This is a genomic window from Streptomyces colwelliae, assembly GCF_048158785.1.
In the GTDB taxonomy this organism is placed as follows: Bacteria; Actinomycetota; Actinomycetes; order Streptomycetales; family Streptomycetaceae; genus Streptomyces.
The window spans coordinates 1-14,039 of record NZ_JBLTJC010000275.1 but is presented as its reverse complement, the minus strand read 5'-3'; the positions used below and the strand labels follow the sequence as shown (position 1 = coordinate 14,039).

At 70.1% G+C, this 14,039-nt stretch carries 12 protein-coding genes; 10 read left to right on the top strand and 2 right to left on the bottom strand.

Translation table 11 applies throughout. From position 1 onward, the window contains the following. The coding region (locus ACNFOC_RS38640; RefSeq protein ID WP_416963685.1) for an aldehyde dehydrogenase family protein at nt 1-253 on the bottom strand (253 nt) is incomplete at its 3' end. Nucleotides 254-589: 336 nt separating this feature from the next. Between ACNFOC_RS38640 and ACNFOC_RS38635 the strand changes: the two genes are divergently transcribed. The 4 genes from ACNFOC_RS38635 to ACNFOC_RS38620 all read left to right on the top strand — a co-directional run bounded on the left by ACNFOC_RS38635 (nt 590) and on the right by ACNFOC_RS38620 (nt 5,749). Continuing rightward, complete coding sequence (locus tag ACNFOC_RS38635) at nt 590-1,549, top strand: SCO0930 family lipoprotein (protein ID WP_416963684.1); 960 nt, start codon at nt 590-592, stop codon at nt 1,547-1,549. Between the two features lie 341 nt (nt 1,550-1,890). Then, nucleotides 1,891-2,703, top strand: a complete 813-nt coding sequence (locus tag ACNFOC_RS38630; protein WP_416963683.1) for an SAM-dependent methyltransferase — start codon at nt 1,891-1,893, stop codon at nt 2,701-2,703. Then, the gene (locus tag ACNFOC_RS38625) at nt 2,700-4,835 is read left to right on the top strand and encodes a putative bifunctional diguanylate cyclase/phosphodiesterase (protein WP_416963682.1); all 2,136 of its coding nucleotides are present in this window, start codon (nt 2,700-2,702) and stop codon (nt 4,833-4,835) included. Before ACNFOC_RS38630 ends, ACNFOC_RS38625 begins: the two co-directional genes overlap by 4 nt. Nucleotides 4,836-4,969: 134 nt before the next feature. Further along, nucleotides 4,970-5,749 (top strand): SDR family NAD(P)-dependent oxidoreductase, encoded by a 780-nt coding sequence (locus ACNFOC_RS38620; protein WP_416963681.1) that lies wholly within the window; start codon nt 4,970-4,972, stop codon nt 5,747-5,749. Nucleotides 5,750-6,345: 596 nt separating this feature from the next. Here the strand turns inward: ACNFOC_RS38620 and ACNFOC_RS38615 are convergent. Then, nucleotides 6,346-7,227: a LysR family transcriptional regulator gene (locus tag ACNFOC_RS38615; protein ID WP_416963680.1), complete on the bottom strand. Its 882-nt coding sequence runs from the start codon at nt 7,225-7,227 to the stop codon at nt 6,346-6,348. A 120-nt stretch (nt 7,228-7,347) separates the two neighbouring features. On the opposite strand from ACNFOC_RS38615, the gene ACNFOC_RS38610 reads away from it, so the two are divergent. The 6 genes from ACNFOC_RS38610 to ACNFOC_RS38585 all read left to right on the top strand — a co-directional run bounded on the left by ACNFOC_RS38610 (nt 7,348) and on the right by ACNFOC_RS38585 (nt 13,902). After that, complete coding sequence (locus ACNFOC_RS38610; RefSeq protein WP_416963686.1) at nt 7,348-8,019, top strand: succinate dehydrogenase; 672 nt, start codon at nt 7,348-7,350, stop codon at nt 8,017-8,019. A gap of 1 nt (nt 8,020) precedes the next feature. Next, nucleotides 8,021-9,973: a fumarate reductase/succinate dehydrogenase flavoprotein subunit gene (locus ACNFOC_RS38605; RefSeq protein ID WP_416963679.1), complete on the top strand. Its 1,953-nt coding sequence runs from the start codon at nt 8,021-8,023 to the stop codon at nt 9,971-9,973. Continuing rightward, nucleotides 9,970-10,719 (top strand): succinate dehydrogenase/fumarate reductase iron-sulfur subunit, encoded by a 750-nt coding sequence (locus ACNFOC_RS38600; protein WP_416963678.1) that lies wholly within the window; start codon nt 9,970-9,972, stop codon nt 10,717-10,719. Before ACNFOC_RS38605 ends, ACNFOC_RS38600 begins: the two co-directional genes overlap by 4 nt. 213 nt (nt 10,720-10,932) lie before the next feature. Then, a complete protein-coding gene (locus ACNFOC_RS38595) occupies nt 10,933-11,706 on the top strand; it encodes a GNAT family N-acetyltransferase (protein WP_416963677.1) in 774 nt (257 codons plus the stop codon). Next, nucleotides 11,706-12,638 carry a lysophospholipid acyltransferase family protein gene (locus ACNFOC_RS38590; RefSeq protein ID WP_416963676.1) on the top strand — a complete coding sequence of 311 codons (933 nt, stop codon included), beginning with the start codon at nt 11,706-11,708 and terminating at the stop codon, nt 12,636-12,638. Before ACNFOC_RS38595 ends, ACNFOC_RS38590 begins: the two co-directional genes overlap by 1 nt. Nucleotides 12,639-12,771: 133 nt before the next feature. Further along, nucleotides 12,772-13,902 carry an alanine--tRNA ligase-related protein gene (locus ACNFOC_RS38585; protein ID WP_416963675.1) on the top strand — a complete coding sequence of 377 codons (1,131 nt, stop codon included), beginning with the start codon at nt 12,772-12,774 and terminating at the stop codon, nt 13,900-13,902. The last annotated feature ends 137 nt before the right edge of the window (nt 13,903-14,039 follow it).

Here is a 14,039-nt window from a genome sequence, read left to right as displayed (position 1 = left end):
CCAGGGTGACGGCTTCGTCCTCGGTGTCGAACGGGAGGGCGACCAGGACCGGCCCGAAGATCTCCTCGCGTGCCGCTTGCATGTCGGGTTTGACGTCGGGCAGGGCGGTGGCGGGGTCGGCTTCGGGCAGGCCGGGACGGTCGGCCAGTCGCTGCCGGCGACCGCCACCGCCTCCGTGCCGTCGGGCCCCGTCGAGGCGTACGCGCACGCGTCGGCCGCTGCCAGGCCCGCCGGTGCGCCCGCCAGCAGCCACGTCAGCGTCACCAGGGTCAACACCCTTGCGGCGAGGGCGGTTCGGGTCGGTTCGGGTCCATGCACGACCGAGATCATGAGGCCTCGCGGGCCGGGGCGCGCCGGGGCGCGGGAGGAATACCCCGAAGGAGTGGAAGGCGGGGTGCGGCCGTTTGACGAACCGGCCGTCAGGCATGGCCGGATGCGCACGCGCGTACTAGTCGCAGCCGCTGTGTCACAGGAGTCGGAAAGAAATTTGTGCGGCGGTTGAACACTTCCGTGGTCCCCACCCGTACCTAGGACCGTGCGGCGGCACAGACGGGCGCTGCAACATCCAGGTGATTATGGGGAGTTGACGATGAAGACCTCCTGGCGGAGCGCCTCACTCGCGGCGACGGCCGTGTCCGTCATGGCGTTGACGGCGGCGTGCGGTTCCGAGAACGTGACCACGCCTTCCTCTGCGGCACAGAACGTCGGTGCCACGGCGGCGGCCGGAGGTTACGGAAGTATCGGTGCCACGGCGAGCGCCAGCACCGGCGCGGGCAACGGCTACGGCGCCGACGGCCAGCAGGCCGCGGCCGCGGAGCCCGCGGGTCAGCTGACCGTTGCCAGCAACCCCGACCTCGGCAAGGTGTTGAGCGACGGTGCGGGTCTCACCCTCTACCGTTTCGACGCCGACACGGCCAATCCCCCCAAGTCCAACTGCGACGGCGACTGCGCCACCGCGTGGCCGCCGGTTCCCGCGGACGACGCCACGGCCGGCGCCGGTATCGACAAGTCCCTGCTCGGCGAGGTGACCCGCACCGACGGCACCAAGCAGCTGACCATCGGCGGCTGGCCCGCCTACCGTTACGCCAAGGACGTCAACGCGGGTGACGTCAACGGCCAGGGCGTGGGCGGCAAGTGGTACGCGCTCGCCCCCGACGGCAAGAAGGCGACCCTCGCCAGCCTGCCCGGTCTGTCCGTCAAGAAGGACGCGAAGCTCGGCGACATCGTCGTCGACAAGAACGGCCACACGGTCTACCGCTTCCTCAAGGACAAGGCATGGCCCGACTCCGTCTCGAACTGCACCGGAGCCTGCCTGGAGAAGTGGCCGGCCGTCGGCATCGTCTCGGCGAGCGACACCAAGGGTGTGAAGAAGGACGGCCTGATGGGCTTCACCCGCCCCGACGGCGTCAAGCAGATGACCGTCAACTGCTGGCCGATCTACACCTTCTCCGGTGACACGGCCGCCGGACAGACCAACGGTCAGGGCGTGGGCGGCACTTGGTACGCCGTCTCCCCTGAAGGCAAGCCGGTCGGCGCGCCCGCGGAGTAGCGAGAACCTCCCCAGGGTTGATCGCCCCCCGCCCACTCGGCAACGAAACGCGGAAGGGAGGGACGTGGGCAAGCGACCACCATGCCGAACAGCACAGCAGCGCGCGCGACCCCAGGTCCGCCCCCTCCGCACCGCACGGAGGGGGCGGGCCGCTTTGGCGTATTCCGTACGCCAATTCCGGCATTCTCCGCGCTTCTCCGCGTGTCCCCGCACATCAATTCGGCACGTGCCACCGGCAATCAGCGGGAACGGATGGTCAATTTCCGTTTCCGCTCGACCCTTTGGCGGGCGATCAGTAGCCTCAGCTCGAACACCGGATCGCCTACGCCTTGGAGAGATACATGGAGCGTCCCGCCTGGGCACCACGGAGCATCGACATCTCGGTGCCGAGCGTTTCGCGTATCTACGACTACTACCTGGGCGGTTCGCACAACTTCGAGGTCGACCGGGAAGCGGCCCGCAAGGCCATGGAGTTCCTCCCGGGACTTCCCAAGATCATGCAGGCGAACCGGGCGTTCATGCGTCGCGCCGTACGTTTCGCGGCCGCCGAGGGCATCACCCAGTTCCTCGACATCGGCTCCGGAATTCCCACCTTCGGAAACGTCCACGAGGTGGCCCAGGCGGCCAGCCCCGGCGCCCATGTCATGTACGTCGACCACGACCCGGTGGCGGTCGCGCACAGCCAGGCCGTCCTGGCCGGCAACGAGACCGCGGACGTCGTCGCGGCCGACCTCCGCAAGCCCCAGGAGATCCTGGCGAGCGCCGAGGTGCAGCGGCTGATCGACGTGAATCGGCCAGTGGCCCTACTTCTCGTTGCCATACTGCACTTCGTGGAAGACACGGACGACCCGTACGGAGCGGTGGCGCAGCTGCGCGAGGCACTCGCCCCCGGCAGCCTGCTCATCCTCACCCATGCCTCGTACGAGGGAATCCCGCTGCCACCGGAGCGGGCGGAGGGCGCGGTGGACGTGTACAAGGACATTCGCAATCCGCTGATCATGCGCTCGCGCGAGGAGATCGCGCGGTTCTTCGAGGGGTACGACATGGTGGAACCGGGACTGGTGCCGATGCCGGAGTGGCGGCCGGACACGGTGCTGGAGGACGAGGATCCGTTCTCCTTCTCCGGATTCGCCGGCGTAGGACGCACGGCGTGATCGCGGAGCCGGACGGGCCGGAGGACAGACTGCGCAGGTTCGCGACCATCTGGAGCCGGGCGGTGTTCCCGGCGACCTCGACGTCGCTGACCCGGCCCGAGTTCGAGGAGCTGCTCCTGCCGCTGGCACGGCGGTTGAGCGAGGCGCTGCGCGCCAGGACCTTCGAGGCTGCGGAGGGCAAGGCGGTCGGCGCCGCCCTCGTCGCCGCGCACTGCACCGACCCCGACGCCCTCACCCACACCCTGGAGTGCGTCGACGCCTACCTGGTGCTCTACTGCGGCGGCGACGGCTCCCAGGAGGACCTGCGGATCCGCTCGGCCCGCCTCCAGCACGCCATGGCCGCCGGCTTCGCCCAGGAACTCCGCGAGCGCACCCTGGCCGAGCAGGAGGCCATCTCCGTGGCCGCCCTCCAGGCCCAGGGCGTCGTCGCGCAGGCCCTGCACGCGACGGAGGCCCGCTTCCGGGCGGTCTTCGAGGGCGCGGCCATAGGTATCGGCATGGCCGACCTCGACGGCAACATCCTCCAGGTCAACGGCGCGCTGCTGCGCATGTTCGGCATCACCGAGCAGACCATGGGCGGCCGCAACGTCCGCGAGTGGACCCACCCGGACGACGCGCCCCAGACCTGGACCCTCTACGACGAACTCGTCCGCGGCGAGCGCGAGCACTACCACGTCGAGAAGGCGTTCTACCGGCCTGACGGAACGGTCCTGTGGACCAACCTCACGGTCTCCCTGCTGCGTGACGCCGACGGCAACCCGCAGTACCAGCTCGCCCTCATGGAGGACACCACCGAGCGGCGGCTGCTCAACCTGCGGCTGCGCTACGAGGCGACCCACGACGCCCTCACCGGCCTCCCCAACCGCACCCTGTTCTTCGAGCGCCTGGAGAAGGCGCTCGGCGCGGGCGACAACCAGCGGTTCGGGCTCTGCTACCTCGACCTCGACGGCTTCAAGACCATCAACGACAGCCTCGGCCACGCGGCCGGCGACCGGCTGCTCGTCGAGGTCGCCGACCGGCTCCAGTCCTGCGCGACCGCGCCGGGCGAGATGGTCGCCCGGCTCGGCGGCGACGAGTTCGTGGCGCTGACCACAGGACCCGACACCGAGCGCGAGGTCGACGAACTCGCGGGCCGCATCATGAACGCGCTGATCACCCCCGTCAGCATCGACGGCCGTGACCTCACCGTGCGCGGCTCCATCGGCATCGTCGAGGGCCCGGCCGGCGAGCGCGGTCCGGCGGAGGTGCTGCGCAGCGCCGACATCACCATGTACCGCGCCAAGTCCGCGGGCGGCAACCGCTTCGAGCTCGCCGACCCCGAGGCCGACGCGCGCGCGATCACCCGCCACGGCCTGACCAACGCACTGCCCGCCGCCCTGGACCGCAACGAGTTCTTCATCGAGTACCAGCCGCTGGTCCACCTCGGCGACGGCAGCGTGCGCGGCGCCGAGGCCCTGGTCCGCTGGCTGCATCCGCAGCACGGCGTCCTCGGCCCCGACCGCTTCATCCCGCTCGCCGAACACACCGGCCTGATCGTCCCGTTGGGCCGCTGGGTCCTGGAACAGTCCGTACGACAGGCCCGCGCCTGGCGCGAGTCCTACGGCGACGGCGTCCCCCTGCGCATCAACGTCAATCTCTCGCCCTGCCAGCTCACCCACCCCGGCCTCGTCCAGGACACAGTGGACATCCTGGAGCGCACCGGCGTCGCCCCCGACGCGCTCTGCCTGGAGGTCACCGAGTCGGCGCTGATCGGCGCCGACGACGACCTGCTGAAGCCGCTGCGGCAACTCGCCGAGATGGGCGTCGACATCGCCCTGGACGACTTCGGCACCGGCTACTCGAACCTCGCCAACCTCCGCCGGCTGCCGGTGAGCATCCTCAAGCTGGACCGCTCCTTCACCCAGAGCATGCAGCAGTTCCCGGCCGACCCCGTCGACCTCAAGATCGTCGAGGGCATCGTCTCCCTCGCCCACAGCCTGAACCTCACGGTGACGGTCGAGGGCGTCGAGACCGGCGCCCAGGCCGAACAACTCCGCATACTGGGCTGCGACACCGCCCAGGGCTGGTACTACGCCCGCCCCGGCCCGCCGGACCGGCTGCACGACCTGGCGCTGGTGGACGCGACGGGGTGAGGCGGCAACCCCGGGTTCCGGACTCGCGCGGCGCCCTCGCGGCGGCTGCGCGAGGATGGCCCGAGGCGGACGCACGGCGGGTCGGCGGGCCGCCGTCCTGAGAAGCAGGCCTCATCGCGAAGGAGCCGGACTCCATGAGCACCGAACTGCAAGGCCGAACCGCCGTGGTGACAGGCGCCAGCAAGGGCATCGGGCTGGCCGTCGTGCGGGCGCTGGCCGGGGCGGGGGCCACCGTCGTCGCCGGGTCACGCACCACCACCGCGGGACTGGACGCCCTCGTCAAGGAGTTCCCGGTCACCTGGGTGCCGGTCGACCTCGCGGAGCGCGGCGCGGCCGAGCGGCTGATCGCGGCGGCCGGCGGGCGGGTCGACGTCCTGGTGAACAACGTCGGTACGGCCCCGCCCCGCACCGGCGGCTTCCTGTCCGTGACCGACGAGGACTGGCAGCGCACCCTCGACCTGAACCTCCTCACGGCGGTACGCGTCACCCGCGCCGCCCTCCCGCTGATGCTGGCCGCCGGGCACGGCTCCGTGGTCACGATCGGCTCGGTCAACGCCACGCTGCCCGACCCGCTGGTCATCGACTACAGCGCGGGCAAGGCCGCCCTGGTCGCCTTCTCCAAGGCCCTGTCGAAAGAGGTCGGCCCGAAGGGCGTCCGCGTCAACACCGTCAGCCCCGGCCCGGTCGAGACGGAGCTGTGGCTCGGCGGCGGTGGCGTGGCCGAGACCGTGTCGGCCGCCACCGGCCTCACCCCGGCCGAGGTCGCGGCCCAGGCGGCCGGCGCCACCGTCACCGGCCGCTTCTCCCACCCCGCCGAGATCGCCGACGTGGTCCTCTTCCTCGCCGGCGACCGCGCGGCCAACCTCACCGGCAGCGACCTGGTGATCGACGGCGGATTCATCCCGACGTGGTGAACCGGACGGGTGCCGGGGGACGATGAACTCCTGTACGGCGACGCCCGGTTGCCAGTGCCGCTGCTGCTACGGCGTCCGCCGCAATCGGCATCGGCACTGGCAACCGGGTGGAACCACGTGGTCCACCGCTCCCGCAGCACCTGGCGTCCACGCCGGCGCCGGAGTGAGTCCGCGAGGGTCGCTGCTCCCGCAACACCTGCCGCGATCGGCATCAGCCGCAGTGCAGGGGTGAGGCGCTGCGGATCGTTGCTCTCAGGGCATCCGCATCAGGGTTCCGTCGAGTGCGCGGGGTTCGCCGCTTCTGCGGCACCTGCTGGGTCCGGTGTCCGCGCCAGGGGCCGGGTGAGTCCGCGAGGCTGGCTGCTCCCGCCGCACCTGCCGCGCTGGGCGTCAGCGACAGCGCCTGGGTGAGGCGCTGCGGCTCACCGCTCCCACGGCATCCGCACAGGGCCCCATCGGGTTCGCGGGGTTCACCGCATTCACAGCAGTCCGTCGCGTCCGGCATCCGCGCCCGCCCCTGCCGAGTCCACGCAGCCCACCGCTTCCGCCGCAACCGGCATCCGCACCAGCCCCCTGCCGAGCCCGCGCAGCTCACCTCACCGTTCCAACAACATCCGCTGCAACTCCCTCGCCGCCCGCGGCGGAGCCACATCGCTGCGATGTGCGAGTGCGATCGTCCGGTGCAGTCCGGGCCGGGCCAGTGGGGTCACCCGTAGCCCGCGGCCGGACTTCGTGGCGACCATGCGCGGTACGACGGCCACGCCGAGCCCCGCCCGGACGAAGCCGAGGACCGCGTCCATCTCGCCGCCCTCCACCGCGAAGTCGGGCTCGAAGCCCTCGGCGCGGCAGGCGGCGACGGTCAGTTCGCGCAGGTCGTAGCCGTGCCGGAACATCACCAGGCGCTCGCCCTCCAGGTCGGAGATCCGTACCGTACGGCCGCGGCCCGGCGCCGGTGCCTCCGGTGAGGACACGACCACCAGGCCCTCACGCAGCAGCTCCACTGTCGTCAACGCCGGTGAGGGGGTGGGCAGCGGCAGTACCACCAGGGCCAAGTCGAGGGCGCCGCGCGCGAGTTCGCGTACGAGATCGTGCGAACCGCCTTCCTCGATCAGCAGCCGGATGCCCGGATAGCGGTCGTGGAAGGCGCGCAGCACATCCGGCAGCAGGCCCGTGCACAGGCTCGGGGTCGCGCCCAACCTGATCCGGCCGCTGCGCAGTTGGACCAGTTCGAGAACCTCGTGCCGGGCCGTGTCCGCGTCCGCCAGGATGCGCCGGGCCAGCGGCAGCAGCGCCTCGCCCGCGTCCGTGAGCGTGATGTTGCCCCGCGCCCGCAGGAACAGATCCGCGCCCAGCTCCCGCTCCAGCGCCTTGATCTGCTGTGAAAGGGAAGGTTGCGCGACATGGACCACGTCGGCGGCCCGCGTGAAGTGCCGCGTCTCGGCGACCGCCACGAAGTACTGGAGCTGCTGGAACTGCATGCACATACGATAGCCGTAGCCTATGGAAACCAGGCATACCATGTCTTGGACCGATCGGCCCTCGGGCGTCTAGCGTCCGTAGACATGGCTCTGGCAACGCGGACGGACCGACGGCCGTCGATGGCGCGCACGGTGTGGGACAGCTCCGTCGGCAAGAAGACGGTGATGGCCGTCAGCGGCCTGATCATGCTGCTGTACCTGGTCGTCCACATGATCGGGAACCTGAAGATCTTCTTCGGCGCGGGCGAGTTCAACCACTACGCCCACTGGCTGCGCACCGTCGGCGAACCCTTCATGCACTACGAGTGGACGCTCTGGCTGATCCGCGTCGTCCTCGTCGTCGCCGTCATCGCCCACGCCGTCTCCGCGTACCAGCTCAGCCGCCGCGACATCAAGGCGCGCCCCAGCAAGTACGTGCACAAGAAACGCAGGGCGAGCTACGCCACGCGCACCATGCGCTGGGGCGGGATCATCCTCGCCCTGTTCATCGTCTGGCACATCCTCGACCTGACCACCGGCACCGTGCACTCCGGCGGCTTCCAGGAGGGCCACCCGTACCAGAACGTCGTGGACACCTTCTCCACCTGGTACGGCGACGTCATCTACATCGTCGCGATGCTCGCCCTCGGCCTGCACGTCCGGCACGGCTTCTGGAGCGCCGCCCAGACCCTCGGCGCGGGCAGCCGCAGCCGCGACCGCGCCCTCAAGACCATCGCCAATGTCCTCGCGCTGCTGCTCACCGCCGGCTTCATCGCCGTGCCCGTGGGCGTCATGACCGGAGTGGTGAGCTGAAATGACCCTTGAATACGCGGACTTCACGACCGGGGAACCCGTCACCGACACCAAGTCGCCCACCGGCCCCATCAACGAGCGCTGGGACACCCGCCGTTTCGAGGCCAAACTCGTCAACCCCGCCAACCGGCGCAAACACACGGTGATCGTCGTCGGCACCGGCCTCGCCGGCGGCTCGGCGGGCGCCACGCTCGCCGAACAGGGCTACCACGTCGTCCAGTTCTGCTACCAGGACTCCCCGCGCCGCGCCCACTCGATCGCCGCCCAGGGCGGCATCAACGCGGCGAAGAACTACCGCAACGACGGCGACTCCGTCCACCGACTCTTCTACGACACCGTCAAGGGCGGCGACTTCAGGGCGCGCGAGTCCAACGTCCACCGCCTCGCGCAGATTTCGGTGGAGATCATCGACCAGTGCGTCGCGCAGGGCGTGCCCTTCGCCCGCGAGTACGGCGGCCTGCTCGACACCCGCTCCTTCGGCGGCGTGCAGGTGTCGCGCACGTTCTACGCCCGCGGTCAGACAGGGCAGCAACTCCTGCTCGGCGCCTACCAAGCCCTGTCCCGGCAGATCGCCGCCGGGAACATCGAGATGCACCCGCGCACCGAGATGCTCGACCTGATCGTCATCGACGGCAAGGCACGCGGGATCGTGGCGCGCGATCTCATCAGCGGCCGTATCGACACGTACTTCGCGGACGCTGTCGTCCTCGCCAGCGGCGGCTACGGCAACGTCTTCTACCTGTCGACGAACGCCATGAACTCCAACGCCACCGCCGTGTGGCGGGCCCACCGGCGCGGAGCCTTGTTCGCCAATCCGTGCTTCACACAGATCCACCCCACCTGCATCCCGCGCACCGGCGACCACCAGTCCAAACTCACGCTGATGAGTGAGTCGTTGCGCAACGACGGCCGGATCTGGGTGCCGAAGGCCAAGGGCGACACGCGTCCGGCGAACCAGATCCCCGAGGGCGAGCGCGACTACTACCTGGAGCGCATCTACCCGGCCTTCGGCAATCTCGTGCCCCGCGACATCGCCTCCCGCGCCGCGAAGAACGTGTGCGACGAGGGCAGGGGAGTCGGCCCCGGCGGGCAGGGCGTCTATCTCGACTTCGCCGACGCCATCGGGCGGTTGGGGCGGAAGGCGGTCGAGGAGAAGTACGGGAACCTCTTCGACATGTACGCCCGGATCACCGCCGAGGACCCGTACACCGTGCCGATGCGGATCTATCCAGCCGTGCACTACACGATGGGCGGCCTCTGGGTCGACTACGACCTCCAGACCACGATCCCGGGCCTGTTCGCGATCGGCGAGGCCAACTTCTCCGACCACGGCGCCAACCGGCTCGGCGCCTCCGCGCTGATGCAGGGCCTCGCCGACGGTTACTTCGTGCTCCCGGCGACCATCAACGACTACCTCGCCCGACACCCCGGACACGAGACGATCGACGTCCAACACCCCGCCGTACAGGAGGTGTTGGCGGAGACCGAGGACCGGCTCAACCTCCTTCTCTCCGTGGACGGCGACCGCACCCCCGACTCCTTCCACCGTGAACTCGGCGAACTCATGTGGGAGTTCTGCGGCATGGCCCGCACCGACAGCGGACTGCGCAAGGCGCTGGAGCGCATCCCGCAGATCCGCGAGGAGTTCTGGCGGCGGATCAAAGTCCCGGGCACCGGCGAGGAGTTCAACCAGTCCCTGGAGAAGGCGAACCGGATCGTCGACTACCTCGAACTCGCCGAGCTGATGTGCCTCGACGCGCTCAACCGCGCCGAGTCCTGCGGCGGCCACTTCCGCGAGGAGTCGCAGACCCCGGACGGCGAAGCGGAGCGCAGGGACGAGGAGTTCAGCTACGCGGCCGCCTGGGAGTTCACCGGCACCGGATCGTCTCCCGTACTGCACAAGGAAGACCTGGTCTTCGAGTACGTCCACCCCACCCAGCGGAGCTACGCATGAAGCTCACCCTGCGCGTCTGGCGGCAGAAGAACGCCGACGCCGAAGGCGCCATGTCCACCTACCAAGTGGACGGAATCTCCACGGACATGTCGTTCCTGGAGATGCTCGACACCCTCAACGAGGAACTCATCCTCAAGGGCGAGGACCCGGTCGCCTTCGACCACGACTGCCGCGAGGGCATCTGCGGCGCGTGCAGCCTCGTGATCAACGGCGACGCGCACGGCCCCGAGCGCACCACCACCTGCCAACTCCACATGCGGTCCTTCGAGGACGGCGACACGATCGACATCGAACCCTGGCGCGCCTCCGCCTTCCCGGTCGTCAAGGACCTCGTGGTGGACCGCTCCGCCTTCGACCGGATCATCCAGGCCGGCGGCTACATCACCGCCCCGACCGGCGCGGCCCCCGAGGCCCACGCCACCGCCGTACCCAAACCGGACGCCGACTTCGCCTTCGAGCACGCCGAGTGCATCGGCTGCGGAGCGTGCGTGGCCGCGTGCCCGAACGGCGCGGCGATGCTGTTCACCTCCGCCAAGATCAACCACCTCAACGTCCTTCCGCAGGGCGCACCCGAGCGAGAGACCCGCGTCCTCGACATGGTCGCGCAGATGGACGACGAGGGCTTCGGCGGCTGCACGCTGGCCGGTGAGTGCGCGACCGCCTGCCCGAAGGGCATCCCGCTGGTGTCCATCACCGGGATGAACAAGGAGTGGCTGCGGGCGACGCGCAAGGTGGCCAAGCGCTAGACGTCCCAGCTCACCGAACGTTCGCCGGCAGGGTGCGGACGGGCGGAGCCGGAGTGGTGCTCAACCCCGGCTCCGCCAAGCACCCCTGGCATTCAACAACCCCACATCGTCTCTCTCTTCGCGGGTCACACCACGGACAGCCGGCGTCGGCACAACAGGTACAGCGGCACCGCTCGCCGCCGAGCCGCCCCGGCCCGTGACCAGGAGAGAGCCATGACCGGCGTTTCCACCCTCGACCGTCCCTCGCAGCCCGCCGCGCCGACCCGCTACACCGTCACGCTCGCCCGCGACGAGGACGATGTACGAGCCGCGCAGCGGCTGCGGCACGATGTCTTCGCCGGGGAGATGGGCGCCCACCTGTCCAGCCCGCAGCCCGGCCTGGACGTCGACGCCTTCGACGCCTACTGCGACCACCTCCTCGTCCGCGACACGGTCACCGGGCAGGTGGTCGGCACGTACCGGCTGCTGCCGCCCGAGCGGGCCGCGGTCGCCGGACGGCTCTACTCGGAGAGCGAGTTCGACCTCGCCCCCCTCGACCCGATCCGCCCCGGCCTCGTCGAGGTCGGCCGCTCCTGCGTCCATCCCGACCACCGCGACGGCACGGTCATCGGCCTCATCTGGGCCGGCATAGCCCGCTACATGGTGGACCGCGGCCACGAGTGGCTCGCCGGCTGCTGCTCCATCCCGCTCGCCGACGACGGCGCCCTCGCCGCCGGCACCTGGGACCGGGTCAGCGCCAAGCACCTCGCCCCGGAGGAGTTCCGGGTACGACCGCTGCTGCCCTGGAGCGCCGACGGCGTGACCCGCCCCGCCGGCCGCGTCGAACTCCCGCCGCTGCTGCGCGGATACGTCCGCCTCGGCGCCTGGGTGTGCGGCGAGCCCGCCCACGACCCGGACTTCGGGGTCGCCGACCTGTACGTGCTGCTGTCGATGCGCCGGGTCAACCCGCGCTATCTGCGGCACTTCCTCTCGCTCGTCCCCGCGTGATGAGCGGCTGGCTGCCCAGCGCGCCCTGCACCCCCAGGACGTGCATCGAGTCGAAGGGGTCCCTCACGGCCGTACCGCGCGCCGTGCTGCGCTTCGTGACCGTCCTGGTCGTGGTGGCCGCCGGGGCCGCACTCACCCCCGTCGGCGCGCGGATCCCCGCCCGCGCGGTGCGCTGGTGGTGCCGGACGATCGTCCGGTCCGCCGGCATCCGGCTCCGCATCACCGGCACCACCACGCCCACCGGCGGACTGCTGCTGGTCGCCAACCACATCTCGTGGCTGGACATCCCGCTGCTGGCCGCCGTACGCCCCGCCCGCATGCTGGCCAAGGCCGAGATCCGGCACTGGCCCGTCGCCGGGACACTCACCGCGGGCAGCGGCGCCCTGTTCATCGACCGCGACCGACTGCGCGCCCTGCCCGAGACCGTCGCCTCCATCGCGGGCGCCCTGCGCGCGGGCGGTGCGGTCGCCGTCTTCCCCGAGGGCAGCACCTGGTGCGGCCGGGCCCAGGGCCACTTCCGGCGGGCCGTCTTCCAGGCCGCACTGGACGCCGGAGTCCCCGTCCAACCGGTCGGCCTGCACTACCTGACCGACGGCACCGCCAGCACCGCCCCCGCGTTCGTCGGCAGCGACTCCCTGCTCACCTCGGTGTGGCGGGTGGTGTCGACGCGCGGACTCGTCGCCGAGGTGGAGGTGGGCGAGACCATCGCGCCCGGCAGCCACCCCGACCGCCGCTCCCTCGCCCACGCGGCACAGGCCGGGGTGACGGCTCAGCCCCAGCACCAGGACCACTGCACGTCGGTGGCGCAGACCCCGGTGAAAATCCGCAGGACGGCGCGGAGGCGTCCTGTTAACGTGGCGTCCATGAGGATCATCAGGCACACCGGCACCGCGACCGCGCGAGCGACCAGCTCGCCGGCCGCCGACGTGTGATCTGACCTCACTGATCTCACTGACCTCTCCCGGCGGCCGGAAACGGACCGCCGGGTGTGTCGTTTCCAGCCCCCTTGCACGCTGCCCCGCGGTCCCTTCCGGTCTCCATCCGACCCGCGAAGGACTGACCGCCATGAACACCGACGACATCGTCCGTACGTTCCTCGACTTCTACCGCGAACGCGGGCACGAGTTGATCACCAGCAGCTCGCTGCTGCCGCCGCCCTCGGACCCGGTCCTCTTCACGACGTCCGGCATGCACCCGCTCACGCCGTACCTTCAGGGGCGCCCGCATCCACAGGGGCGGCGGCTGGTCAACGTCCAACGCTGTCTGCGTACTACGGATCTCGACGAGATCGGCGACCTCACCCACCTGACCGTGTTCGAGATGCTCGGCTCCTGGTCGTTGGGCGACTACAGCCATCCGCAGAGCCTGCGTTGGGGGTACGAGCTGCTGCGGGACGGCTTCGGTATTCCGCGCGAGAAGTTGTACGTCACTGTCTTCGGTGGTGATGAACAGGTTGGGCCCGACCTTGAATCGCTGGACACCTGGCGGGAGTTGGGATTGCCGATCGAGTCGACCCGGGACGAGAACTGGTGGTCCAACGGGCCTGTGGGTCCCTGTGGTCCTGACTCGGAGATCTTCTTCTGGACCGGCGATGGCCCGCCGGAGGGGAGCCCTACCGGTGATTCGCGCTGGGTGGAGATCTGGAATCACGTGCACATGCGGCTTGAGCGGGGTGAGGACGGTGGGCTCGTTCCGCTGCGGCAGGTCAACGTCGACACGGGGATGGGGCTGGAGCGGCTGGTGTCTGTCCTTCAGGGGCGGCGGTCGGTCTATGAGACGGATCTGTTCGAGCCGTGGATGAGGACGGTTCCGCTGTTGTGGGATCTGGACGAGCGCTCGGTGCGGGTGGTCTGTGATCATCTTCGGTCGAGTGTTGTCGTCCTGGAGGAGGGGGTACGGCCTTCCAACACCGGGCGTGGATATGTGGTGCGGCGGTTGATTCGGCGGCTGCTCACCGTTCTGCGGCGGGACGACGACTCGCGTACGTTGGTCGATCTGCCGGGGGAGCTTCTCGGTACCGGCACCGTGCGGGAGGTGTTGCTGGATGAGGAGCGGCGGTTCGGGCAACTCCTTGAGCGGGGGCGGCGGGTGTTGTCTCGGCCTGAGTTTCGGGGGCCGTTGAGTGAGGAGGACTTCCGCTATCTCCATGACACTTATGGGTTGCCCCGGGAGTGGGTCGCCGGTCTTCTGAGGTAGTCGGTTGGCTGCGGGTGCGTGGGGGCTGGTCGCGCAGTTCCCCGCGCCCCTAAAAACAGGGCAGTTTACGCGAGGGCGCTTGCCAGGTAGGGGGCCGTTGCGCTTCCGCTCGCCTGTGCCACATTCCTCGGCGGGCC

Coding starts and splice junctions, on each gene's coding strand:
- ACNFOC_RS38595 (WP_416963677.1), top strand. CDS start 10,933: ATGACCGGCGTTTCCACCCTCGACCGTCCCTCGCAGCCCGCCGCGCCG.
- ACNFOC_RS38585 (WP_416963675.1), top strand. CDS start 12,772: ATGAACACCGACGACATCGTCCGTACGTTCCTCGACTTCTACCGCGAA.
- ACNFOC_RS38635 (WP_416963684.1), top strand. CDS start 590: ATGAAGACCTCCTGGCGGAGCGCCTCACTCGCGGCGACGGCCGTGTCC.
- ACNFOC_RS38610 (WP_416963686.1), top strand. CDS start 7,348: ATGGCGCGCACGGTGTGGGACAGCTCCGTCGGCAAGAAGACGGTGATG.
- ACNFOC_RS38590 (WP_416963676.1), top strand. CDS start 11,706: ATGAGCGGCTGGCTGCCCAGCGCGCCCTGCACCCCCAGGACGTGCATC.
- ACNFOC_RS38600 (WP_416963678.1), top strand. CDS start 9,970: ATGAAGCTCACCCTGCGCGTCTGGCGGCAGAAGAACGCCGACGCCGAA.
- ACNFOC_RS38620 (WP_416963681.1), top strand. CDS start 4,970: ATGAGCACCGAACTGCAAGGCCGAACCGCCGTGGTGACAGGCGCCAGC.
- ACNFOC_RS38605 (WP_416963679.1), top strand. CDS start 8,021: ATGACCCTTGAATACGCGGACTTCACGACCGGGGAACCCGTCACCGAC.
- ACNFOC_RS38615 (WP_416963680.1), bottom strand. CDS start 7,227: ATGCAGTTCCAGCAGCTCCAGTACTTCGTGGCGGTCGCCGAGACGCGG.
- ACNFOC_RS38630 (WP_416963683.1), top strand. CDS start 1,891: ATGGAGCGTCCCGCCTGGGCACCACGGAGCATCGACATCTCGGTGCCG.